Below are 25559 nucleotides of genomic sequence, written 5' to 3' on the forward strand. Positions count from 1 at the left end.
CGCTTCACTTTCCGCTTTACTCCGGCGGCAGGCGGTCGCAGAAAAGAAAATCCCCTCATGCCAGATGGCAGAGGGGATTTTTTATAACGACTTCCGGTCAGGGAGAAGAGAGATTACTTCGCGTCATCCGGCAGCGCATAAGCGACAATGTAATCGCCCATTTTGGTACCGAACGAACCGTGACCGCCTGCGGAAATGACCACGTACTGCTTGCCATTAACCTCATAAGTCATCGGTGTCGCCTGGCCACCAGCCGGCAAACGGCCTTGCCACAGTTTCTCACCGTTGCTCATGTTATAAGCGCGCAGGTAGTTATCTGCGGTCGCGGCGATAAACAGCACATTACCGGCGGTGGAAATTGGGCCGCCGAGCATCGGCATCCCCATATTGAACGGCACCGGAACCGGCATCGGGAACGGCATGCTGTCTTGCGGTGTACCAATACGTTTTTTCCATACCACCTGGTTGGTTTTCAGATCCAGTGCGGAAATGTAACCCCAGGCCGGTTGTTTACAAGGCAGACCAAATGGCGAGAGGAACGGGTTCAGCGTCACGCCAAACGGCACGCCATACTGCGGCTGAATACCGGATTCCGAACCGGTGCCTTTCGCGTCTTTCGGCGGCTCCATCGGGTTGCCTGGACCGCGCGGGATCAGTTTTGACACAAACGGCAGCGCCATTGGGTTGGCAATCGCCACCTGACGGTTTGGATCAACGGAGATACCGCCCCATTCGAACATCCCCAGGTTGCCCGGGAATACCAGCGTGCCCTGCTCAGATGGCGGCGTGAAGATACCTTCATAGCGCATCTGGTGGAACATCACGCGGCACACCAGTTGGTCGAACATGGTGGCGCCCCACATATCCGCGCCGCTCAGGTTTTTCGTCGGGCGGAAACTCAGCTCGGAGAAGGGCTGGGTTTTGGCTACGTAATCGCCTTTTGCCGCGCCTTGCGGAACCGGTTTTTCCGGTGCCGGAACCACCAGCTTACCGTTGGTACGATCGAGGACGAAAATGTTACCGGTTTTCGCCGGCGCATAAATAACCGGTACGGTTTTGCCGTTCACGGTAATGTCCGCCAGCGTCGGCTGGGATGGCATATCCATATCCCACAGATCGTGGTGTACGGTCTGATAGCTCCAGGCGAGCTTACCGGTGGTGGCGTTCAGCGCGACGATCGAGCTGGCGTAGCGTTCCTGCTCCGGTGTGCGGTTGCCGCCCCAGATATCCGGGGTGGTGACGCCCATCGGCAGATAGACTAAATCCAGTTTCGCGTCATAAGCCGCAGGCGCCCACGAGTTCGGCGAGTTAAAGGTGAAGGTGTGTTCATCCGACGGGATCGCGTTCGGATCTTTCGCGCCCGGATCGAAGGCCCACAGCAGTTTACCGGTATTCACGTCGAAACCACGGATAACGCCAGAGGTTTCACGGGTGGAGAAGTTATCCGTTACCGAACCGGCAATCACGATGGTTTTATCGGTGATGATTGGCGGAGACGTCGGTTCATACAGACCCGGCGTGGTATCCGGCATATTAGTCTGCAGATTCAGGATCCCTTTGTTGGCAAAGGTTTCACACAGCTTGCCGTTATCCGCATTCAGCGCAAACAGACGACCATCGTTCACCGGCAGAATAATGCGGCGCGGGCAGTCAGCAACGACATCCGGGCTGGCGTTATCGGCGCGCGCTTCATGATACGAAACACCGCGGCAGGTCACATGCTGGAACGAAGTATTGGTGTTCAGCTGCGGATCGAAATGCCACTTCTCTTTGCCGGTGGCGGCATCAATCGCAAACAAACGCTGGTGCGCGGTACACAGAAACAGCGTGTCGCCCACTTTAATTGGCGTCACTTCGTTGGTTATTTCACCGGGATCGTTTGGCATTTTCAGGTCGCCGGTGCGGAACACCCAGGCTTCCTTCAGGTTTTTCACGTTATCGGCATTGATCTGTTTCAGCGGAGAGTAGCGCTGGCCTTCCTGGTTACGCCCATAGGCTGGCCAGTCGCCATCGGCCACCTGTGAAATCGGCGCTGCCGGTGTGGCATCGGCGCTCAGGGTGCCGTGAACTTCTTGCGGATCGTTAAAACCCGCCCAGGTGAGGATGCCACCGCTAATTAACAGTGCCACCACCAGCGCGGCTACCGCACCGCTGGAAGGCACAATCAACCGCCGCCAGACGAACGGCAGAATCAGCCAGATGCCGAAGAAGACGAGGATATCGCTACGCGGCGTCAGCGCCCAGAAGTCGAAACCGACTTCCCACACGCCCCAAATCATGGTTGCCAGCAGCAGGGCGGCATACAGCCACAGCGCGGCGCGCTTCCCTTTCCACAACAGCCATGTCACGCCGAGCATGACCAGACCGGCGATGGGGTAGTACCAGGAACCGCCAATGCTGACGAGCCAGACCCCACCGATTAAAAGATACAGCCCGCAGAAGGCCGCAAAGAGCGTCGTCAGCGTGACAAGCAGCCGCGACCGTTGAGTTTTTGTTTCCGCCATAAAACACATCCGTTGATTTGTTAATATTTTGATAGCAAGTAATTATAGGAGTTAACAAGTGTGACCGTCATCACAAAATGAGCTTTGTAGCGGAATAACCCGCAACAATCTTTTTGCTGGTATACTGCGCACCTTGCGTTTCAATCACTGGTTTAAGCACCAGTATTGAGTGATTTACTCTTTAAATCATATGGTTAGTAAAATGAAACACACTGTTGAAGTGATGATCCCGGAAGCGGAGATCAAAGCGCGTATCGCTGAGCTGGGTCGTCAAATCACTGAGCGTTATAAAGATAGCGGCAGCGAAATGGTGCTGGTTGGGCTGCTGCGCGGCTCGTTTATGTTTATGGCTGACCTGTGCCGTGAAGTGCAGGTGTCGCACGAAGTCGACTTTATGACCGCCTCCAGCTACGGCAGCGGCATGTCCACCACCCGCGATGTGAAAATCCTCAAAGATCTCGACGAAGATATTCGTGGCAAAGATGTGCTGATCGTGGAAGACATTATCGATTCGGGTAACACGCTGTCGAAAGTGCGCGAGATCCTGCGCCTGCGCGAGCCAAAATCGCTGGCGATTTGTACCCTGCTGGATAAACCGTCGCGTCGTGAAGTGGATGTGCCGGTCGAATTCGTCGGTTTTGCTATCCCGGACGAGTTTGTGGTGGGTTACGGTATTGATTACGCGCAGCGTTATCGCCATTTGCCGTATGTCGGCAAAGTGGTGATGCTGGACGAGTAAAAAAACGGGGCCAATAACGGCCCCGATTGTTATTTGTGGTTGCTGTGCTTCTGACTCAGGTTTGACACGCCCTGGCGATAGCGCTGTTCCAGCGACTCGCGGTTAGTGGCGGTGACGTCCAGATCGCGCAGCAGACCATCATGAATACCGTAGGCCCAGCCGTGAATGGTCACTTTCTGGCCACGTTTCCACGCGGATTGCATGATGGTTGAATGGCCCAGGTTGTAGACCTGTTCCATCACGTTCAGCTCGCACAGCGTGTCGAGACGACGCTCCGGCGGCATTTCGCCCAGCAGCGAGCTATGTTTAAACCAGATATCGCGAATGTGCAGCAGCCAGTTGTTGATTAGGCCCAGTTCCGGGTTCTCAACCGCCGCTTGCACGCCGCCGCAACCGTAGTGACCGCAGATGATAATGTGCTCAACTTCCAGCACATCCACCGCGTACTGCACCACGGAGAGGCAGTTCAGATCGGTATGGATAACCAGGTTTGCAACATTACGGTGTACAAACAGTTCACCCGGTTCGAGCCCGGTAAGACGTTCTGCGGGTACGCGTGAGTCGGAGCATCCAATCCAGAGAAAGCGCGGCTTCTGTGCTTGCGCCAGTGTTTCGAAAAATCCAGGATCTTCTTCCACCAGCATTTTTGACCATAGTGCATTGTTGCTGATGAGTGTATCTATGTCTTTCATGGAGGTTAACGACCTGTAACCAGATAAGTGCGTTGCGCTAATATAGGTGAACTCTCCGTCTTTTTAAACCACACATCGAGTGTGAGAAAACAGGTAAGTGATAATTCATGACCATTGCACTGGAGCTTGAGCAGCTTAAAAAAACCTATCCGGGCGGCGTTCAGGCGCTGCGCGGCATTGATTTACAAGTAGAAGCGGGCGATTTCTATGCGCTTCTCGGACCAAATGGTGCCGGCAAATCCACCACCATTGGCATTATCAGCTCGCTGGTAAATAAATCTTCCGGGCGCGTTAGCGTCTTTGGTTACGACCTCGAAAAAGACGTGGTGAACGCGAAGCGCCAACTGGGGCTGGTGCCGCAGGAGTTCAACTTTAACCCGTTTGAAACCGTGCAACAGATAGTCGTTAACCAGGCAGGTTACTACGGCGTCGATCGTAAAGAAGCCCTCGTACGTAGCGAAAAGTACCTGACTCAGCTTGATCTGTGGGAAAAACGCAACGAGCGTGCGCGGATGCTTTCCGGTGGTATGAAGCGCCGTTTGATGATTGCCCGCGCGCTGATGCACGAGCCAAAACTGCTGATCCTCGACGAGCCAACCGCGGGTGTCGATATCGAACTGCGCCGCTCAATGTGGGGCTTTTTGAAAGATCTCAATGACAAAGGCACCACCATCATTCTGACGACGCACTACCTGGAAGAAGCCGAGATGCTGTGTCGCAACATCGGCATCATTCAGCGTGGCGATCTGATTGAAAACACCTCGATGAAAGCGCTGCTGTCGAAGCTGAAATCGGAAACTTTTATTCTCGATTTAGCGCCGAAAAGCCCGCTGCCGAAGCTGGAAGGGTATCAATACCGGCTGGTGGATACGTCCACGCTTGAGGTGGAAGTGCTGCGTGAGCAGGGCGTGAACAGCGTGTTCAGCCAGCTTAGCGCGCAGGGTGTACAGGTATTGAGTATGCGTAACAAAGCCAACCGTCTCGAAGAGCTGTTTGTCACGCTGGTTCATGACAGAAAAGGAGAAAGCGCATGATGCAGCTGTTCTGGGTGGCGCTGAAGAGTATCTGGTACAAAGAGATCCAGCGTTTTATGCGCATTTGGGTGCAAACACTGGTGCCGCCGGTGATCACCATGACGCTCTACTTTATTATTTTCGGCAACCTGATCGGTTCGCGTATCGGTGAAATGCACGGCTTTACCTACATGCAGTTTATCGTGCCGGGCTTAATCATGATGGCGGTGATCACCAACGCGTATGCCAACGTGGCGTCGTCATTCTTTAGCGCCAAGTTCCAGCGCAATATCGAGGAGCTGCTGGTGGCACCGGTGCCGACGCATGTCATTATCGCCGGATATGTTGGCGGCGGTGTGGCGCGCGGGCTGTGTGTGGGCATCCTGGTCACGGCGGTTTCGCTGTTTTTCGTGCCGTTTCAGGTACATTCATGGCTGTTTGTTGGCCTGACGCTGCTGCTGACGGCGGTGCTGTTTTCACTGGCCGGGCTGTTGAATGCGGTATTTGCCAAAACCTTTGATGACATCAGCCTGATCCCGACCTTTGTGTTGACGCCGCTGACTTATCTGGGCGGGGTGTTTTACTCCCTGACGCTGCTGCCGCCATTCTGGCAGGCGCTGTCGCACCTCAACCCGATCGTGTACATGATTAGCGGCTTCCGCTTTGGTTTCCTCGGCATTTCCGATGTGCCGCTGTTTACCACCGTGGGGGTTTTAGTGGTGTTTATCATCGTCTTTTACCTGCTGTGCTGGTATCTGATCAACCGCGGACGCGGGCTGCGTAGCTGATCCCGTTTGCAACGGCTCTCTTCTCTGGAAGAGAGCCAATCCTCAGGATTAGGCTGTTTTTTAGCCTGCTCATTGCCGTTGGTTTCTCCCGTTCTGTTGCTACAATAGGTGCAGTTTTTCTATTCGGTCCGTCTCATGTCTCGTTTGATTACCCTTTTACTGTTGCTGGTTGCCTTGAACGCATCTGCCAGTATTGTCAGTGAACAACGCATTCCCGCGCGCTATATGCAAACCACCGAAGATGCCAATATCTGGGCGCAGGTGGGGGACAGAGTCGTTACCGTCGGCAATATTCGCGCCGGGCAGATCCTGGCGGTGGTGCCGGGGGCGGAAGATTATTACGCGTTTCGCTTTGGTTTCGGCAGCGGGTTTATCGACAGAGGCCATCTTGGCACGGTGTCAGGTAATGAGCGGGTAGAAGATACGCTGGGCGATCTGAATAAGCCGCTCAGTAATCAAAACCTGATCACCTGGCAGGATACACCGCTCTACACGTCGCCGGATATCACCAGTAAACAGGTTGGCACGCTGGCGGAAAACCTGCGTTACCCGATAATCGATAAGCTAAAAGACCGCCTGAACCAGACCTGGTTTCAGATCCGCATCGGCAACCGGCTGGCGTGGATCAGCAGCCTGGATGCGCAAGAAGATAGCGGCATTCCGGTGCTGACTTATCATCACATCTTGCGCGATGAAGAAAATACCCGCTTTCGCCACACCTCGACCACCACCTCGGTGCGTGCTTTTACCAACCAGATGACCTGGCTGCGCGATCAGGGTTACACCACGTTGTCGATGTACCAGTTGGAAGGTTATGTGCGTAACCGTATGAATTTGCCGGCGCGTTCGGTGGTGATCACCTTTGATGATGGGCTGAAATCGGTCAGCCGTTACGCTTATCCGATCCTGCGCGAGTACGGTTTTAAAGCGACAGCGTTTATCATTTCGTCACGCATTAAGCTCAAGCCGCAGCCGTGGGATCCGAAATTCCTGCAGTTTATGAGCGTGTCGGAGCTGAATCAGATTCAGGATGTGTTCGATGTGCAGTCACATACCCATTTCCTGCACCGGGTTGATGATGCCATGCACCCGATTTTGCTCAGCCGCAACTATCACAATATTCTGTTCGATTTTAAACGCTCGCGCCGCGCACTGGCGCAGTTCAACCCGCATGTGCTTTACCTTGCCTATCCCTTTGGCGCGTATGACGACAAAGCGGTGAAAGCGGCGAATGACGCCGGTTTTCATCTGGCGGTGACCACGGTGCGTGGCAAGGTGAAACCGGGAGATAACCCGTTTTTACTGAAAAGGTTGTACGTGCTGAGAACGGATTCGCTGGAGACAATGTCGCGGCTGATCAGTAATCAGCCGCAGGGGTAGGGCATCAGGCAACCTGAACCGGCACGGCTTTCGCGGTGCGTTTCATCTCGTTGTCACCATCAAAATAGGCCACTTTCGGCTGCCAGCTACGGGCAACTTCATCCGGCACGGTGACGTAGCTGGCGATAATCAGGATATCGCCGACGTCCGCGCAGTGCGCTGCCGCGCCGTTAACCGAGATAATGCGTGAGCCGCGCTCGCCGGCAATCGCGTAGGTTGAAAAGCGTTTGCCGTTGGTCACGTTATAAATATCGATGGCTTCGTATTCCAGAATACCGGCCGCCTCAAGGAAATCCTGGTCAATCGCGCAGGAACCTTCGTAGTGCAGGTCGGCCTGCGTCACTTTGACGCGGTGGAGCTTGCCTTGCAGCATCGTGCGAATCATAAGTTAAACCTTCATTACTGATAATTAACCTGAAAATGGAGGGCGGCTCCCTGCGAATCCCTCGTGTGCTCGCGCCACGTCCTGGCGGGCGTAAGGGCAAGCCAGGAGTGGAGTATTGCCCGATTTTTTCGCCCTGTCTAGCGGGCTAACTCAACGACTTTGTTGTCGATAAGCCGCGCCTGACCAAGCCATGCCGCCATCAAAATCACCGCGCGTTTACTGTCCTCAGACAGCACCAGCAGCGTATCTGCATCGCGGATCTGAATATCATCGGCGCGCAGACCCGCGTCGTTGATCTCCTGCCCGGCAATGGCAATCAGTTCTTCTTCATTGCGCTCGCCTGCCAGCAGTTTATCGGCAATCGAATTCATCACTTTGCTGAGCGCCGGGGCAATTTTGCGCTGTTCAGCGGTGAGATAGCCATTACGCGAACTCAGCGCGAGGCCATCTTTTGCGCGCACGGTCGGCACGCCGACAATCTCAATGTCGTAGCCCATGTCGGCCACCATTTTGCGGATCAACTGCAACTGTTGGTAATCCTTCTCGCCAAAACAGGCGATATCCGGTTGTACCAGGTTGAACAGCTTACTGACGATAGTCGACACGCCACGGAAATGGCCAGGACGGCTTGCGCCTTCCAGCATGGTGGAGATGCCCGGCACATCCACATACGTTTGGGTGTCGGTGCCCTGCGGGTAGATATCTGCTGGTGCGGGGGCGAAAACAAGATCGACTTTGCGCTTGTTCAGCTTTTCGCAATCTTCCTGCAGGGTGCGCGGGTAGCGCACTAAATCATCCGGGCGGTCGAACTGCATTGGGTTAACGAAAATACTCACAACCACCACATCGGCGCGGGCTTTCGCTTCGTCGACCAGCTTCATATGGCCATCGTGCAGGTTGCCCATCGTTGGCACCAGCGCAATACGCTTACCTTCCTGATGCAGCCTGCGGATGTGCTGGCGCAGCAGCGGGAGGGTTTCAATAATCAACACAGTAAGGCTCCTTAATGGAAACTATGTTCTTCACCCGGATAGGCTCCGGATTTGACGTCGGCAACATACTGCCTGACCGCTGCGCGCATGTCGCCTGCTTCATTGAGGAAATTTTTCGCGAATTTCGGGATATGCCCGCCGGTAATGCCGAACGCGTCATGCATCACCAGAATCTGGCCGTCGGTGACATTGCCTGCGCCAATACCAATTACCGGAATGGTTAACGCCGACGTGATGCGCTGCGCCAGCTCGACCGGAATACACTCCAGCACCAGCAGTTGCGCGCCAGCGGCTTCCAGCGCCAGCGCATCGTCAAGCAGCCCTTGTGCCGCGTCGCCGCGCCCCTGAACTTTATAACCGCCGAAAATATTAACAGACTGCGGCGTCAAACCCAGGTGGCCGCACACCGGCACGGCGCGCTCGGTCAGCATTTTCACCGTCGGCGCCAGCCAGCGGCCACCTTCGATTTTCACCATATTGGCACCTGCACGCATGACCACTGCGGAGTTTTCAAACGCCTGCTCCGGCGTGGCGTAGGCCATAAACGGCAGATCGGCGAGCAGCAGGCAGGCCGGTGCGCCACGGCGAACAGCCTGGGTGTGATAAGCGATATCGGCAACCGTTACCGGCAGGGTGGAGTCGTGACCTTGTACCGTCATCCCTAACGAATCACCAACCAGCATCACGTTAATCCCTTCTTCGGCAAACAGTTTCGCGAAGCTGTAGTCGTATGCGGTGATAGTGGCGAAGCGTCTCTTTTCCTGCTTGCACTTGTGCAGCCAGGAGATGGTGGTGGGTTTCATAGCGTTTCCTGATAGTCGAAAGCGATTCTGGCGCATTCTAGCAGCAACCATCAGGTGGGCAATGATTTTAGGCAAGCGGTGAGCGCGGGGCGTGACGAAAGCGGGAAATTACCAGGCGTCGGGTTTCGGCGCGTTCAGGTTCGCAAGAATTTCCTGCAACGATGTGCCGTCCGGGAAGTGCAGATCGGGCGCAATTTCAAACAGTGGCCACAACATAAAGCCACGGTTTTTCATGTCGTAGTGCGGCACCGTCAGGCGTTCGGTATTCAGGGTAAGATTGCCGAACAGCATGATATCGAGATCGAGCGTGCGCGGTCCCCAGCGTTCTGCTTTACGTACGCGGCCTTGCTGGAGTTCAATGCGTTGCGTGTGATCGAGCAGCGTTTCTGGCGTAAGGTCGGTTTCCAGCGCCACGGCGGCGTTGAGATAGTCCGGTTGATCCGGCGGGCCAAGCGGGGGAGTGCGATATAACGAAGAGACCGCCACGATGCGGTTTTGTGGGATCTCTCCGAGGGCGGTCATCGCGGCGTTAACCTGGTCGAGCGGTGACGCCAGGTTGCTACCGAGCGCGATATACGCGAGGGTCATGCGCTACCTTCGCGGCGCGGCGCGCGTTTGCGCGGGCGGCGGTGGCGACGGCGTTCTGCCGGTTCATCGCCTAAATCATTGAGCATATCTTTCTGGGCTGGCGGTGCGGAAACCTGGAATTCACCCCACCATTTCGCCAGACGTTGCAGCTCGCCGTTATTTTCGGCTTCGGCGCGCAGCGCCAGTAAATCATAGGCCGCGCGGAATTTCGGGTGTTCCATCAGTTTCCATGAGCGCTTGCCCTGGCGACGGGACATCCGCAATTGCAACTGCCAGATATCACGGATCAGTGTGGTGATGCGTTTTGGGATCGCCAGTGAACGGCACGCTTCATCCAGCACGTCGTTCATCGCCAGCGCGAAAGCGTCATAATAGGCCAGACCGCCTTCCTGGGTAATGCGCTGGGCGTTTTCCAGTAGCGGATACCAGAACATCGCAGCAAACAAAAACGCCGGATTGACGCGCATGTCGTTGCGAATGCGGTTGTCGGTATTCTTCAGCACCTGGTCAATAATCCGCTCCATCGGGCTGTCGCCTTTTTCGGTGAAGTAGCGGGTGATGCTGGGGAACAGCGGCTGGAACAGACCATATTCACGCAGTAAACGGTAGGTTTCGTAACCGTAACCGGCCTGCAGCAGTTTCAGCGATTCCTCAAACAGGCGCGCCGGAGGAACATCGTTAATCAGCGTTGCCAGGCGCGGGATCGGCTCGGCGGTCTCTTCGCTGATACGCATATTGAGCTTGGCGGCAAAGCGCACCGCGCGCAGCATGCGCACCGGATCTTCGCGATAGCGGGTTTCCGGGTTACCAATCAGGCGAATCACACCCTCTTCCAGGTCACGCATACCGCCGACGTAATCACGCACGGTGAAATCAGCAACGCTGTAATAAAGGCTGTTGATGGTGAAGTCGCGGCGCTGGGCATCTTCTTCGATGGAACCGAAAATGTTGTCACGCAGCAGCATGCCATTCTGCCCGCGCTGGGAGATGGTGCGATCGGTTTGTTGTTCGTCGTGATGACCACGGAAGGTGGCGACTTCGATAATTTCCGGCCCGAACATCACATGTGCAAGGCGGAAACGGCGGCCGACCAGGCGGCAGTTGCGGAACAGTTTACGCACCTGATCCGGCGTTGCGCTGGTGGTCACGTCAAAATCTTTTGGTTTTTTGCCCAGCAATAAATCGCGCACGCCGCCGCCTACCAGGTAAGCGTCGTAGCCCGCTTTATTCAGACGATAGAGCACCTTGAGCGCATTTTCACTGATATCTTTGCGGGAAATAGCGTGCTGCTCACGCGGAATAACCGTCATCTGCGGTTGGGCCATAGCCTCAACGACCATGCTCTCTTCGCGGCTTAGCACCTTGCGGCAAAAATTAGCGACTCGGGTAAAAATAGTACACCTCGGTAGTGTCAAACGTCAGGACAAAAAAATAGCGGCTAATCATAGCTCAGCGCGAGCCGTTTGAGAATGCTGTATTCGCATCCGCGGCATCTGGCACACGGCAAAGCGTCCAGTTTTCCACCGCTTTTTGCAGCAGCGCGTCGATGCGCAGATCCTGCCACTCATTTGTTACATCCTGGTTCAAAAATTGTAAAGCCCTGATTATTACCGGGCGCGGATCGCCTTCAGGCAACGCGGGGGCGTGGTTTTGCTTGGAAAGCTTATTTCCCTGCTCGTTGAGCGCCAGCGGCAAATGAACGTACGTCGGCACCGGCCAGCCAAACTGGTTATAAAGGGAGATTTGCCGCACCGTGGGTTCTATCAGATCCGCGCCGCGCACAATTTCTGTGACGCCCTGAAAATGGTCATCAACCACCACCGCGAGATTGTAGGCAAACAGCCCGTCGCGGCGGTGAATAATAAAATCTTCCCGCGCCAGTTTTTCGTCGGCGGTGATGCGCCCGCGTAATTTATCGTCGAAGTGCAGCACCGGATGCTGCTGTACCAGCCGTACGGCGGCGTTTTGCGGGCCATTTTGTAATGTCCGGCAATGCCCGTCGTAGGTGCCACCGATGCTGTGGATGCGGGCGCGCGTGCAGGTACAAAAATAGCTCAGCCCTTTGCGTTGTAAGGTGGCGAGCGCCTCACGGTAGGCGTCATGGCGACGGGATTGCCACAGCACATCGCCGTCCCAGTGCAGACCATAATGCTCAAGCTGGCGAAGAATGGTGTTTGCCGCGCCGGGAACTTCTCTGGGGGGATCGATATCTTCGATGCGAACAAGCCAGGTGCCTTGGCTGGCGCGGGCTTGCAGATAGCTGCCGAGAGCAGCAATTAACGAACCAAAATGCAGTTCACCGGATGGGGATGGCGCAAAGCGCCCAATATAGTGTGATTCAGGCATGTCGCTGGCAAAAATATAGGCGGGAATCGATCCCGCCGTATAGGGCGCACCACGCCTTAGCGGTGCGCCGTTGAAGACGTCAGGGGATTAACCCGCCATCTGTTTTTCGCGGATTTCCGCCAGGGTTTTGCAGTCGATGCACAGGTCGGCAGTCGGACGTGCTTCCAGACGACGGATACCAATTTCAACGCCACAGGATTCGCAGAAGCCGAAATCTTCGTCTTCCACTTTTTTCAGCGTCTTCTCGATCTTTTTAATCAACTTGCGCTCGCGATCACGGTTACGCAGTTCGAGGCTGAACTCTTCTTCCTGCGCGGCACGGTCGACCGGATCGGGGAAGTTAGCTGCTTCGTCCTGCATGTGCGTGACGGTGCGATCGACTTCATCCCTAAGTTGATTACGCCATGCTTCAAGAATACGCTTGAAGTGCGCCAGCTGGGCTTCGTTCATATACTCTTCGCCCGGTTTCTCTTGATACGGCTCCACCCCAGCGATGGCGAGAATACTCAGGGACGATGTTTTACGGTTTTGCCCTTCTTGCATGTTGCTTCTCCTTAACACGCACTATCGATCCCCGTGTGGGGGAAAAATCAGGCCGCTATAAATAGCAGATGCTTTTACGGATGGCAAATATCTAAACGTAACACTTGACAACCCTGTGAAGAAAAGCGTATTTGCGCACGCGACCAAATCACTTACTCGTCAAAAGCTTGCCTTTATACCGTAAAAGGTAGTGGCAACTTAAGAGTGATATTATCGGCAGAAAGTTCCGCTTTATAAGCGATAACTTCTACCCCCCGGTGTTGTGCCTCATTCAATAATCGTGCGTATTCCTCGTCAATATGGCGTGCCGGAGAAAAATGTTCAACGGCGGAGTGCAGAACGGCAAACAGAATTACCGCGCGATCGCCGTTGGCCGCGACGCTCATTAATTCCCGTAAATGCTTCTGCCCACGCAGGGTGACGGCATCCGGGAAGTAGCCTGACTGCTGCTCGGCGAGCGTGACCGATTTCACTTCAATATAGCAGTTGCGCCGGTCATCCGCCTGTAACAGAAAATCAATTCTGCTACCTTCCGCACCATATTTTACTTCGCTTTTCAGCGCGCTATATCCGCTGAGTTCAGGCACCTGGTCAGCAAGTATTGCTTCTTTTGTCAGCATATTTGCCCGCTGAGTATTGACGCAAATAAATGCCCCCTGTTGGGTTTGGGATAATTCCCACGTATGGGCATATTTGCGCTTAGGATTATTCGACGTGGAATACCAGACAGTGTCGCCTGGCGTCGCGCAACCGGTCATCGCACCGGTATTCGGGCAATGCAGCGTGAGGGTTTCCCCTTCAGGCGTGATCACATCCGCAAGAAAACGTTTATAACGCTGAATCAGCGTGGCGGATTTAAGCGGCGGGGAAAAATCCATGGAAAATCCTTATTTTTTAAGCGTCCAGCGATGCAACTGCGTGTAGCGGGTTCGACCCTGGATAAATTGTGATTCATACAATGCGAACGCCGTCACCGGAAACGACCAGTGAAAACCCGGCGGTGGGATCGTGACAGCATGGCTGGCGTCGCGCAGTAGCGTAATGTGCGGGTGAAACGGCTGCGGGCTTTGATAACATCCGCTGCGGGACGCCTGGGCGCGGAGCATATCCGCCAGTTGCAGCAACCCACGCGGCGGCTGGCGTGAACCGAGCCAGACGACGCGCGAACGCAGCCATTGCCCGGCATCATCCAGCGTGAGTGTGAAACCGGGCTGGCGTATCCGGCCGGCCAGCGCTTCCAGTGCGCGCTGTTTTTCCGCGCTGATTTCGCCGAGAAACGCCAGCGTCAGATGCAGATTCGCCGCTGCAATCGGCCGCCCCGCATCCGGCGGGAACTGTTGCGCACGCCATTGCACCACCTGCGTCTGAATATCCGCAGGGAGTTCAAGGGCGAAAAACAGCCTTTTTGGTTCAGACATGGCGGGCTCGAGGTCAAAGGTTTACGGCGATGTTATACTGCTGGCCGGCTTATGTTAACCCTCCGGAGCTTTTGTGTCCTCACTGCCAGTCGCCGCCGTTCTGCCCGACATTCTTTCTGCCCTGCGCACCGCGCCACAGGTGCTGTTAAGCGCACCCACCGGCGCAGGGAAATCGACCTGGTTGCCGTTGCAGCTGCTGCAACAAGGCGACATTACTGGCCGTATTTTGCTGCTTGAACCGCGTCGGCTGGCGGCGCGCAATGTGGCACAGCGGCTGGCGGAGCTGCTTGATGAAAAGCCAGGCGAAACTGTGGGTTACCGGATGCGTGCGGAAACCTGCGTGGGGCCAAATACCCGGCTCGAAGTCGTGACGGAAGGCATATTAATGCGGCTGGTTCAGCAAGATCCGGAACTCAGCGGTGTGGGACTGGTGATCCTCGATGAATTTCATGAGCGCAGCCTGCAAGCTGATCTCGCCCTGGCATTGCTGTTAGACGTGCAGCAAGGGCTGCGCGATGACCTCAAACTGCTGGTGATGTCGGCAACGCTCGATAATGCCCGTTTGCAGGCGTTGTTGCCTGAGGCCCCGACCATTGTGTCTGAAGGGCGGGCGTACCCCGTTGAGCAGCGTTATCAACCGTTGCCTTCTCATCTTCGTTTTGATGAAGCCGTCGCCCAGGCGACCGCTGAATTACTGCGTAATGAACCCGGTTCGCTGCTGCTGTTTTTACCGGGCGTCGGGGAAATCCAGCGCGTGCAGGAGCAACTGGCTTCCCGCGTCGGCAGCGATGTTCTCCTCTGCCCACTTTATGGTGCGCTGCCGCTCAATGAGCAGCGCAAAGCCATTTTGTCCGCGCCCGTCGGGCAGCGAAAAGTAGTGCTAGCGACTAATATCGCCGAAACCAGTTTGACCATTGAAGGCATTCGCCTGGTGATGGATAGCGCCCAGGAGCGCGTCGCGCGGTTTGATGCCCGCAGCGGTTTAACCCGGCTGGTGACGCAGCGCATTAGTGTTGCTTCGATGACGCAGCGTGCCGGACGTGCCGGTCGTCTTGAGCCTGGCATTTGCATGCATTTACTGAGTAAAGAGCAGGCGGAACGCGCGGCGGCGCAGAGCAGCCCTGAAATAGTGAGTAGTGATTTATCCGGACTGTTAATGGAATTAATCCAGTGGGGATGCCAGGAGCCTGCCCAGCTCAAATGGCTGGATCTGCCGCCAGCGGTAAATCTCGCGGCGGCGCGCAAGCTGCTCAGCCAGTTGCAGGCGCTTGAGGACGGGCGACTGACGCCGTTTGGGCAGCGCATGGCGGCGCTCGGTAACGAGCCGCGCCTGGCTGCGATGCTGGCGGCGGCAAACGGTCGCGATGAAATTGCCACGGCGGCGAAGCTGGCGGCGATTCTGGAAGAGCCACCACGCGGCGCAAACAGCGACTTGAGCGCGGCGTTTTCACGCAACCAGCCGAACTGGCAGCAGCGCGCGCGCCAGCTGGCCCGCCGCCTGAAAAGCAGCGATGGCGAGCCGGACAACACCGTACTTGCGCCGTTGCTGGCAAGCGCCTTTGCCGATCGCATTGCCCGCCGGCGCGGACAGGAAGGTCGCTATCAACTGGCGAACGGCATGGGCGCAACGCTGGACGCCGATGATGCGCTCAACCGTCACGAATGGCTGATAGCACCACTGCTGTTGCAGGGGAGCGCATCACCGGATGCGCGGATTTTGCTGGCGCTGCCGCTGGATATCGACGCGCTTGTCACTCGCTGCCCACATTTATTGCAGCAGTCCGACACGGTTGAGTGGGACGAGGCGCAGGGCACGTTAAAAGCCTTTCGCCGCAGCCAGATAGGCCAATTGACATTAAAAGTACAACCGCTGGCGAAACCCTCCGAAGAGGAGTTGCATCGGGCGATGCTGAACGGTATCCGTGATAAAGGCTTGCGCGTGCTGAACTGGACGCCGGACGCCGAGCAACTGCGTTTGCGTCTGCATTGTGCGGCGAAGTGGCTGCCGGAAGTGGACTGGCCAGCGGTCGATGAGGCTTCGTTGCTGGAGAACCTTGAGCAGTGGTTATTGCCGCAAATGAGCGGTATTCGTTCGCTGCGTGAGCTGAAAGCGCTCGATTTAAGCCAGGCGTTACAAAATGCGATGCCGTGGTCATTACGTCAACGTCTGGATAGTGAGCTGCCTGCGCATTACACTGTGCCGACGGGAAGCCGGATAGCGATTCGTTATCACGAAGATAACCCGCCGGCGCTGGCGGTGCGCATGCAAGAGATGTTTGGCGAAGCGACAACGCCTGTCATCGCGCAAGGGCGCGTGGCGCTGGTGCTGGAGCTGCTTTCCCCTGCGCAACGTCCGCTGCAAATCACCCGTGATTTAAGCGCGTTTTGGGCAGGCGCGTATCGCGAAGTGCAAAAAGAGATGAAAGGGCGCTACCCGAAGCATGTCTGGCCGGACGATCCGGCCAATACGGCACCGACGCGGCGCACTAAAAAGTATTCGTAACAGGGATGGGCTTTTCGCCATCGAACCGTGCGATAAATTGAGAGATTTCTTCTTCTGCCCCGGTGCGGAAGAGTTGAGAATCAGGCCCTTGCGCCTGAAAGTTGCGGAGAGTAAAGCATGGCGGGGAATGACCGCGAGCCAATTGGACGCAAGGGTAAACCTGCGCGTCCGGCGAAAGAGAAAATCAGCCGTCGTCGACTTCGGGAAGAGGAGTACGACGAGTATGAAGATGACGATGAAGACGAGGAACCGATGCCGAAAAAAGGAAGAGGCAAAGGCAAGAAGCCACGCGGCAAACGCGGCTGGTTCTGGCTGCTGTTAAAAATTGCCATCGTTCTGGCCGTGCTGTGCGCCATTTATGGCGTGTATCTGGATCAAAAAATCCGTGCCCGTATCGACGGAAAAGTCTGGCAACTGCCTGCCGCGGTGTATGGCCGTATGGTCAACCTCGAACCGGATATGGCAATCAGTAAAAACGAGATGGTGAAACTGCTGGAAGCTACTCAGTACCGCCAGGTGACGAAGATGACCCGTCCCGGCGAGTTTACCGTGCAGGCGAAAAGCATTGAGATGATCCGCCGTCCGTTTGATTTCCCGGATAGTAAAGAAGGGCAGGTGCGTGCGCGTCTGACTTTTGACGGCTCTCGTCTGGAAACCATCGAGAATATGGACAGCAACCGCCAGTTCGGTTTCTTCCGCCTCGATCCACGCCTGATCACCATGCTCTCTTCGCCTAATGGCGAGCAGCGACTGTTTGTGCCGCGTAACGGTTTCCCGGATCTGCTGGTGGATACGCTGCTGGCGACCGAAGACCGCCACTTTTACGAGCACGACGGCATCAGCTTTTACTCCATTGGCCGTGCGGTGCTGGCGAACCTGACCGCCGGACGCACCGTGCAGGGGGCGAGTACGCTGACGCAGCAGCTGGTGAAAAACCTGTTCCTCAGCAGCGAGCGCTCCTACTGGCGTAAAGCCAACGAAGCCTATATGGCGCTGATTATGGATGCCCGCTACAGCAAAGATCGTATTCTTGAGCTGTATATGAACGAGGTGTACCTCGGTCAGAGCGGCGACAACGAGATCCGCGGTTTCCCGCTGGCGAGCCTCTACTATTTTGGCCGCCCGGTGGAAGAGTTGAGCCTTGATCAGCAGGCATTGCTGGTGGGGATGGTTAAAGGTGCGTCAATCTATAACCCGTGGCGTAACCCGAAACTGGCGCTGGAGCGTCGTAACCTGGTGCTGCGCTTGCTGCAACAGCAGAACGTTATCGACCAGGAGCTGTATGACATGCTGAGCGCGCGTCCGCTCGGCGTGCAGCCGCGCGGCGGGGTGATTTCACCGCAGCCAGCGTTTATGCAGATGGTGCGTCAGGAGTTGCAAGCGAAGCTCGGTGATAAAGTGAAAGATCTCTCCGGCGTGAAGATCTTCACCACTTTTGATTCCGTGGCGCAGGACGCCGCCGAAAAAGCCGCCGTGGAAGGTATTCCGCTGCTGATCAAGCAGCGCAAGCTGACCGACCTTGAAACGGCAATGGTGGTGGTCGACCGCTACACCGGTGAAGTGCGCGCAATGGTCGGCGGTGCGACGCCGCAATTCGCGGGTTATAACCGTGCGATGCAGGCGCGCCGCTCCATTGGTTCGCTGGCGAAACCGGCAACCTACCTGACGGCGCTGAGCCAGCCGAACATCTATCGCCTGAATACCTGGATTGCCGATGCGCCGATTTCACTGCGCTTGTCTAACGGCCAGGTGTGGGCACCGCAGAACGATGACCGTCGTTTTAGCGGCCAGGTGATGCTGGTCGATGCGCTGACCCGGTCGATGAACGTACCGACGGTGAACCTCGGGATGGCGGTAGGGTTGCCTGCGGTGACGGACACCTGGCAGAAACTCGGCGCGCCGAAAGATCAGCTGACCGGCATGCCGTCTATGCTGCTTGGTGCGCTGAACCTGACGCCAATTGAAGTGGCGCAGGCTTTCCAGACCATCGCCAGCGGCGGTAACCGCGCACCGCTTTCCGCGCTGCGTTCGGTGATTGCGGAAGACGGCACGGTGCTGTATCAGAGCTTCCCGCAGGCCGAGCGTGCCGTACCGGCGCAGGCGGCGTACATGACGCTGTGGACGATGCAGCAGGTTGTCCAGCGCGGCACTGGTCGTCAGCTTGGCGCGAAGTATCCGGGCCTGCATCTGGCGGGTAAAACCGGTACTACCAACAACAACGTCGATACCTGGTTTGCGGGTATCGACGGGCGCGAAGTGACCATTACCTGGGTTGGCCGCGACAATAACCAGCCGACGAAGCTGTATGGTGCCAGCGGCGCGATGGCGATTTACCAGCGTTATCTGGAAAACCAGTCGCCGATCCCGCTGGATCTGACGCCGCCGGAAGACATCACCAATATGGGTGTTGATGACATGGGGAATTTCGTTTGTGGCGGTGGCGGTGTGCGCCAGCTTCCGGTCTGGACGACCAGCCCGGAAACGCTGTGCCAGCAAAACCAGGTGCAGCCGCAAACCGGCAACCCGTTTGATCAGTCCCAGCAGCCGCAGCAACCCGCGCAGCAGCAGACTCAACAGCCGCCGCAGCAGGAGCAGAAAAGCGATGGTGTCGCAGGCTGGATCAAAGAGATGTTCGGCGGTAACTAACTTTCTGCCGTGACAAAACCTGAAACCTCCGATGGCAACATCGGGGGGTTTTTAACGCCCTAAACATGCAAATAACGTTGTATTAAACCCCTGTTAACCACCTGCTTTTCGTCTGGTTATTTCTTCATCCTTCGGGCCGTTTCAGGCGGCTTACTGCTTGCTATGCGCACAGCGCTTCGCATATTATGCTGCGGTCATAATAATAATTCTCGTTTACGTTATCGTTCACTCATTTGAATCAGAGATAAACTAATGGCGCGTCCTAACACTGCTCAGCCAGTCAACACTACGCTGCGTAAAATCGCGGTTGTAGTAGCCACAGCGGTTAGCGGCATGTCTGTTTACGCACAGGCTGCAACAACCCAAAAAGAAGAAACCATCACCGTTACCACCAGCGCCGCTCCGCAGGAAAGCGCATGGGGACCGGCGGCGACCATCGCCGCGAAACACACGGCGACGGCGACGAAAACCGATATGCCGCTGGAGAAAACGCCGCAATCCATTTCGGTGGTGACCAGCGAGGAGATCGCGCTGCATCAGCCGAAATCCGTGAAAGAAGCCCTCAGTTATACGCCGGGTGTCGCTGTCGGTACGCGTGGCGCCTCCAATACCTATGACTACCTGATTATTCGTGGTTTTGCCGCCGACGGGCAGAGCCAGAACAACTACCTCGACGGTTTGAAGATGCAGGGCAACTTCTATAACGACGCGGTAATTGATCCTTACATGGTTGAGCGTGCGGAAATTCTGCGCGGCCCCACTTCCGTGCTGTACGGAAAAAGCAGCCCGGGCGGTCTGTTGAATATGGTCAGCAAGCGCCCGACCACCACGCCGCTGTATGAAGTACAGTTTAAAGCCGGCACCAATAACCTGTTCCAGACCGGCTTTGATTTTAGCGACGCGCTGGATGATGACGGTGTTTTCTCCTACCGCTTAACCGGGCTGGCGCGTTCTGCTAACGCACAGCAGGAAGGGGCAAAAGAACAGCGCTACACCATTGCGCCATCGTTTAGCTGGCGTCCTGATGACAAGACCAACTTCACTTTCTTGTCCTATTTCCAGAACGAGCCGGATACCGGTTATTACGGTTGGTTGCCGAAAGAGGGTACCGTTGAGCCGCTGCCAAACGGCAAGCGTTTATCGACCGATTTCAACGAAGGTGCGAAGAACAACACCTATTCCCGTAATGAGAAAATGGTGGGTTACAGCTTCGAACACGCGTTCGACGACACCTTTACCGTGCGCCAGAATCTGCGTTACGCGCAAAATAAAACCTCGCAAAACAGCGTGTACGGTTATGGCATGTGCTCGGATCCGCTCTATTCCGGCAATCCATCAACCAGCCCGTGTGCAGGTATCGCCCAGTCTGAATGGGGACACTACCTGACGCGCCAGTACGTGATTGATAGCGAGAAATTGCAGAACTTCTCTGTTGATACGCAACTGCAAAGCACCTTCTCTACCGGTGATATCGATCATATCCTGCTGACCGGTGTCGACTACATGCGTATGCGCAATGACATCAATTCATGGTTTGGTTATGCCGGTTCTGTTGCGCCGTCGGATATTTACAATCTGGATCGCAGCGATTTCGACTTCGACACGCATTCCACGCCTTCCGGTGCGTACCAGATCCTGAACCGCCAGCAGCAAACGGGGCTTTATGCTCAGGATCAGGCGCAGTGGGATAAAGTGCTGGTGACGCTGGGCGGACGTTACGATTGGGCTAAACAGAGCGCGTACAACCGCACCTCCGACACCACAACGAAACGCGACGATAACCAGTTCACCTGGCGCGGTGGCGTTAACTACCTGTTCGACAACGGCGTAACGCCGTATTTCAGCTACAGCGAATCGTTCGAACCGGCGTCCACTTCAGGGGCGAGCGGTGCGATCTTCGCGCCGTCGAAAGGCAAGCAATACGAAGCCGGTGTGAAATACAGCCCCAAAGATCGTCCGGTTGTGTTGACCGGCGCGGTCTATCAGCTCACCAAGAGCAACAACCTGATGGCCGATCCAGCAGGTTCTTTCTGGTCGGTTGAAGGCGGTGAAATTCGCGCGCGCGGCGTTGAAATCGAAGCCAAAGCGGCGCTGTCAGCCAACCTGAATATGGTCGGTTCTTACACCTATACGCAGGCGGAATACACTACCGACACCAATTACAAAGGCAACACCCCGGCGCAGGTGCCAAAACACATGGCATCGCTGTGGGGCGACTACACCTTCTACGACGGCGCGCTCTCGGGCCTGACATTAGGCACCGGCGCTCGCCTGACGGGTTCCAGCTATGGCGATCCGGCGAACTCCTTCAAGGTGGGTAGCTACACGGTTGTCGATGCGCTGGTTCGTTACGATCTGGCTCGCTTCGGTATGGCTGGCTCCAACGTGGCGGTTCACGTCAACAACCTGCTCGATCGTGAATACGTCGCAAGCTGCTTTAACACTTACGGTTGCTTCTGGGGCGCAGAACGCCAGGTGGTGGCGACGGCAACCTTCCGCTTCTAATCTCTCTTCGGGCACGGTTCGCCGTGCCCATTTATAAGTTGGCAATCATGCAGGAAAACAACGCGCTTCCCGATACCACCTTTCAACTCAGCGATGTCACCTTTCGTGTGCCCGGTCGCACGCTGCTGCACCCGCTGTCGCTGACCTTTCCGGTGGGTAAAGTCACTGGTTTGATTGGTCACAACGGCTCCGGAAAATCCACACTGCTGAAAATGCTTGGCCGCCACCAGCCGCCCTCGGACGGTGATATTTTGCTGGATGGGCAGCCGCTCGCTAGCTGGAGCAGCAAAGCCTTTGCCCGCAAAGTGGCCTACTTGCCGCAGCAGTTGCCGCAGGCGGAAGGGATGACGGTTCGTGAACTGGTGGCGATTGGCCGCTACCCGTGGCACGGGGCGTTGGGACGCTTTGGCATTGCCGACAGAGAAAAAGTGGAAGAAGCGATTGCGCTGGTGGGCTTAAAGCCGCTGGCGCACCGCCTGGTCGATAGTCTCTCCGGCGGCGAACGCCAGCGCGCGTGGATCGCCATGCTGGTGGCGCAGGACAGCCGCTGCCTGCTGCTGGATGAACCTACCTCGGCGCTGGACATCGCCCATCAGGTGGATGTGCTGGCGCTGGTGCACCGCTTGAGCCAGCAGCGCGGGCTGACGGTGATTGCCGTGCTGCACGATATCAATATGGCGGCGCGGTATTGCGATTATCTGGTGGCGCTGCGCGGTGGTGAGATGATCGCCGAAGGCACACCGGACGTATTAATGCGCGCCGAAACGCTGGAACACATTTACGGCATCCCGATGGGGATCCTGCCGCATCCTGCGGGGGCAGCACCGGTGAGTTTTGTCTACTGATGGCTGGATTACATCACATTAGCCGTCGTCGCTTACTGACGGCGATGGCGCTCTCTCCCCTGTTGTGGAACATGCGCAACGCGCACGCCGCGGCGATCGATCCCACGCGCATTGTCGCGCTGGAGTGGTTGCCGGTTGAATTGCTGCTGGCGCTCGGCGTCGCGCCTTATGGCGTTGCGGATGTGCAGAGTTACAACTTGTGGGTCAACGAGCCTGCGCTGCCCGCTTCGGTGATTGACGTTGGGCTGCGTACCGAGCCGAATCTCGAATTGCTGACGCAAATGAAACCCTCCTGGCTGGTATGGTCGGCAGGTTATGGCCCTTCCGAAGCGAAGCTGGCGCAAATCGCGCCGGGGCGTGGCTTCACCTTTAGCGATGGTAAAAAGCCGCTCGCCATGGCGAAGCACTCGTTAAACGAGATGGCGCAGATCCTCAATCTGGAGGCCGCCGCGAAAAAACATCTCGACGAATTTGATGCCCTCATTGAAGCGCGAAAACCGCATTTTGCACGTCGCGGCGATCGCCCTTTATTGATGATCACCTTGCTCGACCCGCGCCATGTGCTGGCGTTCGGGCCGAACTGCCTGTTCCAGGAAGTGCTCGATAGCGTGGGCATTCGTAACGCCTGGCACGGCGAAACCTCTTTCTGGGGCAGCGTGGCGGTGGGTATCGATCGGCTGGCGGAATACAAAGACGTTGATGTTATCTGTTTCGATCACGGTAACGAGCAGGATATGCAAAAACTGATGGCGACGCCGTTGTGGCAGGCGATGCCCTTCGTGCGTGCCGGGCGTTTCCAGCGGGTGCCGGCGGTCTGGTTTTATGGCGCGACGCTGTCGGCGATGCATTTTACCCGCGTGCTGGATAATGCGCTGGGAGGCCGGGCATGAACCGACGTGTTTCGCCTTTTCCCGCGTTGCTGCTGACGGTGCTTTTTATCGCCGCTGCCGTGCTTAGCTGGAACAATTTAACCGTCGCTTTGCCGCGCGCGCAGTGGGCGCAGGCCTTCGTCGCGCCGGACATTAACCTTATCGATCAGATGCTGTTTCACTACAGCCTGTTGCCGCGTCTGGTGATTTCTCTGCTGGTCGGTGCCGGGCTTGGCCTGGTCGGTGTGCTGTTTCAGCAGGTGCTGCGGAACCCGCTTGCCGAACCGACAACGCTGGGCGTGGCAACCGGGGCGCAACTGGGCATCACCATTACCACGCTGTGGTCGATCCCCGGCGTGCTGGCTTCACAGTTTGCCGCGCTTGCCGGGGCATGTGCAGTCGGCGCGCTGGTGTTTGGCGTGGCCTGGGGAAAGCGTTTGTCGCCGGTGACGCTGATCCTCGCCGGTCTGGTGGTGAGCCTCTATTGCGGGGCGATTAACCAACTGCTGGCGCTGTTCCATCACGATCAACTACAAAGCATGTTTTTATGGAGCACCGGGACGCTAACGCAAACCGACTGGAGCATCGTGCAGCGTTTGTGGCCGCAGCTGCTTGGTTGTGCGGTGTTAACGCTGTTGCTGTTGCGCCCGCTAACGCTGATGGGGCTGGATGACGGCGTTGCGCGTAATCTTGGCCTGGCGCTGTCGCTGGCGCGCCTGGCGGCCCTGACGCTGGCGATTGCGTTGAGTGCGTTGCTGGTCAATGCGGTCGGCATTATCGGTTTTATCGGCCTGTTTGCGCCGCTACTGGCGAAAATGCTCGGCGCGCGTCGCTTGTTGTCGCGCTTGTTGCTGGCACCGCTGATTGGCGCGCTGATCCTCTGGCTCTCCGATCAAGTTATCTGGTGGCTGACTCGCGTGTGGATGGAAGTTTCCACCGGTTCGATCACTGCGCTGATTGGCGCGCCGTTGCTGTTGTGGTTGCTGCCACGGCTGCGCAGCATGAGCGCACCCGCGATGGATGCCGGGGATAACGTGGCCGCTGAGCGCCAGCACGTTCAGTGGTTTGCGTTGGGCGGTTTCGTGCTTCTGTTGCTGGCGATGGGGTTAGCGCTGACGTTCGGGCGTGACGCGACAGGCTGGCATTTTGCCAGTGGACAGTTGCTCGACGAACTGATGCCATGGCGCTGGCCGCGCATTGTCGCTGCGCTCACTGCCGGCGTGATGCTGGCGGTGGCGGGTTGTATCATTCAGCGCCTGACCGGCAACCCGATGGCCAGCCCGGAAGTGCTGGGGATAAGCTCAGGCGCGGCGTTTGGCGTGGTATTGATGTTGTTCTTCGTACCGGGTAACGCGTTTGGCTGGCTGATGCCCGCCGGGAGCCTGGGGGCTGCGGTGACGTTGCTGATTATCATGGTTGCCGCCGGGCGCGGTGGCTTTTCGCCGCACCGCATGCTGCTGGCAGGGATGGCGTTGAGCACGGCGTTTACCATGTTGTTGATGATGTTACAGGCAAGCGGTGACCCGCGCATGGCAAAGATCCTGACGTGGATTTCCGGCAGCACTTACAATGCCTCTGGCGAACAGGTTTGGCGTACTGGCGTGATGATGGTGATGTTGCTGGCGCTGACACCGCTGTGTCGCCGCTGGTTAACGATCTTACCGCTCGGTGGTGATACCGCGCGTTCAGTCGGGATGGCGCTGACACCGTCGCGCGTCGGCCTGCTGTTACTGGCGGCAGCGCTCACGGCAACGGCGACCATGACCATTGGCCCACTGAGTTTTGTTGGCCTGATGGCACCGCATATCGCGCGGATGATGGGGTTTCGTCGCACAATGCCGCATATGGTGATTTCAGCGCTGGTGGGGGGAGTACTGCTGGTGTTTGCCGACTGGTGCGGGCGGATGCTGCTGTTTCCGTTTCAGATCCCCGCCGGGTTGCTGTCGACCTTTATCGGCGCGCCATATTTTATCTATTTGCTGAGAAAGCAGAGCCGTTAA

Annotated in this window: 21 protein-coding genes; 10 read left to right on the forward strand and 11 right to left on the reverse strand. The window is 56.7% G+C overall.

The window, feature by feature from the left end:
• Nucleotides 1-113: 113 nt before the first annotated feature.
• Nucleotides 114-2504 (reverse strand): pyrroloquinoline quinone-dependent dehydrogenase, encoded by a 2391-nt coding sequence (locus AAIG26_RS20525; protein ID WP_045511963.1) that lies wholly within the window; start codon nucleotides 2502-2504, stop codon nucleotides 114-116.
• Between the two features lie 202 nt (nucleotides 2505-2706).
• Between AAIG26_RS20525 and hpt the strand changes: the two genes are divergently transcribed.
• On the forward strand, nucleotides 2707-3243 hold the full coding sequence (gene hpt / locus AAIG26_RS20530; RefSeq protein ID WP_017457963.1) for a hypoxanthine phosphoribosyltransferase: 537 nt from the start codon (nucleotides 2707-2709) through the stop codon (nucleotides 3241-3243).
• Nucleotides 3244-3272: 29 nt separating this feature from the next.
• Here hpt and can read toward each other — a convergent pair whose 3' ends face one another.
• Complete coding sequence (gene can / locus AAIG26_RS20535) at nucleotides 3273-3935, reverse strand: carbonate dehydratase (protein WP_044489565.1); 663 nt, start codon at nucleotides 3933-3935, stop codon at nucleotides 3273-3275.
• A gap of 107 nt (nucleotides 3936-4042) precedes the next feature.
• Between can and AAIG26_RS20540 the strand changes: the two genes are divergently transcribed.
• The 3 genes from AAIG26_RS20540 to AAIG26_RS20550 all read left to right on the forward strand — a co-directional run bounded on the left by AAIG26_RS20540 (nucleotide 4043) and on the right by AAIG26_RS20550 (nucleotide 7116).
• The gene (locus AAIG26_RS20540; protein ID WP_020456581.1) at nucleotides 4043-4969 is read left to right on the forward strand and encodes an ABC transporter ATP-binding protein; all 927 of its coding nucleotides are present in this window, start codon (nucleotides 4043-4045) and stop codon (nucleotides 4967-4969) included.
• Complete coding sequence (locus tag AAIG26_RS20545; protein ID WP_017457966.1) at nucleotides 4966-5736, forward strand: ABC transporter permease; 771 nt, start codon at nucleotides 4966-4968, stop codon at nucleotides 5734-5736. Before AAIG26_RS20540 ends, AAIG26_RS20545 begins: the two co-directional genes overlap by 4 nt.
• 135 nt (nucleotides 5737-5871) lie before the next feature.
• Entirely contained in the window at nucleotides 5872-7116 is a 1245-nt protein-coding gene (locus AAIG26_RS20550) for a polysaccharide deacetylase family protein (protein ID WP_020456582.1), read from the forward strand.
• A gap of 4 nt (nucleotides 7117-7120) precedes the next feature.
• On the opposite strand, the gene panD is transcribed toward AAIG26_RS20550, so the two are convergent.
• The 9 genes from panD to thpR form a co-directional block, all read right to left on the reverse strand.
• On the reverse strand, nucleotides 7121-7501 hold the full coding sequence (panD, locus tag AAIG26_RS20555; RefSeq protein WP_020456583.1) for an aspartate 1-decarboxylase: 381 nt from the start codon (nucleotides 7499-7501) through the stop codon (nucleotides 7121-7123).
• Nucleotides 7502-7638: 137 nt separating this feature from the next.
• The gene (gene panC, locus AAIG26_RS20560) at nucleotides 7639-8493 is read right to left on the reverse strand and encodes a pantoate--beta-alanine ligase (RefSeq protein ID WP_343181363.1); all 855 of its coding nucleotides are present in this window, start codon (nucleotides 8491-8493) and stop codon (nucleotides 7639-7641) included.
• 11 nt (nucleotides 8494-8504) lie between these two features.
• Complete coding sequence (panB, locus tag AAIG26_RS20565; protein WP_343181364.1) at nucleotides 8505-9296, reverse strand: 3-methyl-2-oxobutanoate hydroxymethyltransferase; 792 nt, start codon at nucleotides 9294-9296, stop codon at nucleotides 8505-8507.
• Between the two features lie 108 nt (nucleotides 9297-9404).
• A complete protein-coding gene (gene folK / locus AAIG26_RS20570; protein ID WP_343181365.1) occupies nucleotides 9405-9884 on the reverse strand; it encodes a 2-amino-4-hydroxy-6-hydroxymethyldihydropteridine diphosphokinase in 480 nt (159 codons plus the stop codon).
• A complete protein-coding gene (gene pcnB, locus AAIG26_RS20575; RefSeq protein ID WP_206052453.1) occupies nucleotides 9881-11278 on the reverse strand; it encodes a polynucleotide adenylyltransferase PcnB in 1398 nt (465 codons plus the stop codon). Before pcnB ends, folK begins: the two co-directional genes overlap by 4 nt.
• Nucleotides 11279-11333: 55 nt before the next feature.
• Nucleotides 11334-12230, reverse strand: coding sequence for a tRNA glutamyl-Q(34) synthetase GluQRS (gluQRS, locus tag AAIG26_RS20580; protein ID WP_343181366.1), 897 nt, complete (start codon nucleotides 12228-12230; stop codon nucleotides 11334-11336).
• Nucleotides 12231-12317: 87 nt separating this feature from the next.
• On the reverse strand, nucleotides 12318-12773 hold the full coding sequence (dksA, locus tag AAIG26_RS20585) for an RNA polymerase-binding protein DksA (RefSeq protein ID WP_007373199.1): 456 nt from the start codon (nucleotides 12771-12773) through the stop codon (nucleotides 12318-12320).
• Between the two features lie 173 nt (nucleotides 12774-12946).
• The gene (sfsA, locus tag AAIG26_RS20590; protein WP_020456588.1) at nucleotides 12947-13651 is read right to left on the reverse strand and encodes a DNA/RNA nuclease SfsA; all 705 of its coding nucleotides are present in this window, start codon (nucleotides 13649-13651) and stop codon (nucleotides 12947-12949) included.
• 9 nt (nucleotides 13652-13660) lie between these two features.
• A complete protein-coding gene (gene thpR, locus AAIG26_RS20595) occupies nucleotides 13661-14191 on the reverse strand; it encodes an RNA 2',3'-cyclic phosphodiesterase (RefSeq protein WP_160271166.1) in 531 nt (176 codons plus the stop codon).
• A 73-nt stretch (nucleotides 14192-14264) separates the two neighbouring features.
• Here thpR and hrpB point away from each other — a divergent pair, with 73 nt between their 5' ends.
• From hrpB to fhuB, 6 genes are all read left to right on the forward strand, one after another.
• On the forward strand, nucleotides 14265-16694 hold the full coding sequence (gene hrpB / locus AAIG26_RS20600) for an ATP-dependent helicase HrpB (RefSeq protein ID WP_343181367.1): 2430 nt from the start codon (nucleotides 14265-14267) through the stop codon (nucleotides 16692-16694).
• 117 nt (nucleotides 16695-16811) lie between these two features.
• Nucleotides 16812-19340 carry a bifunctional glycosyl transferase/transpeptidase gene (gene mrcB, locus AAIG26_RS20605; RefSeq protein ID WP_343181368.1) on the forward strand — a complete coding sequence of 843 codons (2529 nt, stop codon included), beginning with the start codon at nucleotides 16812-16814 and terminating at the stop codon, nucleotides 19338-19340.
• Between the two features lie 252 nt (nucleotides 19341-19592).
• Nucleotides 19593-21845 carry a ferrichrome porin FhuA gene (fhuA, locus tag AAIG26_RS20610; RefSeq protein ID WP_343181369.1) on the forward strand — a complete coding sequence of 751 codons (2253 nt, stop codon included), beginning with the start codon at nucleotides 19593-19595 and terminating at the stop codon, nucleotides 21843-21845.
• Nucleotides 21846-21892: 47 nt separating this feature from the next.
• The gene (gene fhuC, locus AAIG26_RS20615) at nucleotides 21893-22690 is read left to right on the forward strand and encodes a Fe3+-hydroxamate ABC transporter ATP-binding protein FhuC (protein WP_269232216.1); all 798 of its coding nucleotides are present in this window, start codon (nucleotides 21893-21895) and stop codon (nucleotides 22688-22690) included.
• Nucleotides 22690-23580: a Fe(3+)-hydroxamate ABC transporter substrate-binding protein FhuD gene (gene fhuD, locus AAIG26_RS20620; RefSeq protein ID WP_045511994.1), complete on the forward strand. Its 891-nt coding sequence runs from the start codon at nucleotides 22690-22692 to the stop codon at nucleotides 23578-23580. Before fhuC ends, fhuD begins: the two co-directional genes overlap by 1 nt.
• Nucleotides 23577-25559, forward strand: a complete 1983-nt coding sequence (gene fhuB / locus AAIG26_RS20625) for a Fe(3+)-hydroxamate ABC transporter permease FhuB (protein WP_020456594.1) — start codon at nucleotides 23577-23579, stop codon at nucleotides 25557-25559. Before fhuD ends, fhuB begins: the two co-directional genes overlap by 4 nt.

The sequence above is a fragment of the Kosakonia sp. PSU_27 genome (assembly GCF_039409795.1).
In the GTDB taxonomy this organism is placed as follows: domain Bacteria; phylum Pseudomonadota; class Gammaproteobacteria; order Enterobacterales; family Enterobacteriaceae; genus Kosakonia.

Bases quoted from the DNA above. Each gene is read 5' to 3' on its own strand.
- AAIG26_RS20525 (WP_045511963.1), bottom strand. From the start codon at position 2,504: ATGGCGGAAACAAAAACTCAACGGTCGCGGCTGCTTGTCACGCTGACG.
- hpt (WP_017457963.1), top strand. From the start codon at position 2,707: ATGAAACACACTGTTGAAGTGATGATCCCGGAAGCGGAGATCAAAGCG.
- can (WP_044489565.1), bottom strand. From the start codon at position 3,935: ATGAAAGACATAGATACACTCATCAGCAACAATGCACTATGGTCAAAA.
- AAIG26_RS20540 (WP_020456581.1), top strand. From the start codon at position 4,043: ATGACCATTGCACTGGAGCTTGAGCAGCTTAAAAAAACCTATCCGGGC.
- AAIG26_RS20545 (WP_017457966.1), top strand. From the start codon at position 4,966: ATGATGCAGCTGTTCTGGGTGGCGCTGAAGAGTATCTGGTACAAAGAG.
- AAIG26_RS20550 (WP_020456582.1), top strand. From the start codon at position 5,872: ATGTCTCGTTTGATTACCCTTTTACTGTTGCTGGTTGCCTTGAACGCA.
- panD (WP_020456583.1), bottom strand. From the start codon at position 7,501: ATGATTCGCACGATGCTGCAAGGCAAGCTCCACCGCGTCAAAGTGACG.
- panB (WP_343181364.1), bottom strand. From the start codon at position 9,296: ATGAAACCCACCACCATCTCCTGGCTGCACAAGTGCAAGCAGGAAAAG.
- folK (WP_343181365.1), bottom strand. From the start codon at position 9,884: ATGACCCTCGCGTATATCGCGCTCGGTAGCAACCTGGCGTCACCGCTC.
- gluQRS (WP_343181366.1), bottom strand. From the start codon at position 12,230: ATGCCTGAATCACACTATATTGGGCGCTTTGCGCCATCCCCATCCGGT.
- dksA (WP_007373199.1), bottom strand. From the start codon at position 12,773: ATGCAAGAAGGGCAAAACCGTAAAACATCGTCCCTGAGTATTCTCGCC.
- sfsA (WP_020456588.1), bottom strand. From the start codon at position 13,651: ATGGATTTTTCCCCGCCGCTTAAATCCGCCACGCTGATTCAGCGTTAT.
- thpR (WP_160271166.1), bottom strand. From the start codon at position 14,191: ATGTCTGAACCAAAAAGGCTGTTTTTCGCCCTTGAACTCCCTGCGGAT.
- mrcB (WP_343181368.1), top strand. From the start codon at position 16,812: ATGGCGGGGAATGACCGCGAGCCAATTGGACGCAAGGGTAAACCTGCG.
- fhuA (WP_343181369.1), top strand. From the start codon at position 19,593: ATGGCGCGTCCTAACACTGCTCAGCCAGTCAACACTACGCTGCGTAAA.
- fhuC (WP_269232216.1), top strand. From the start codon at position 21,893: ATGCAGGAAAACAACGCGCTTCCCGATACCACCTTTCAACTCAGCGAT.
- fhuD (WP_045511994.1), top strand. From the start codon at position 22,690: ATGGCTGGATTACATCACATTAGCCGTCGTCGCTTACTGACGGCGATG.
- fhuB (WP_020456594.1), top strand. From the start codon at position 23,577: ATGAACCGACGTGTTTCGCCTTTTCCCGCGTTGCTGCTGACGGTGCTT.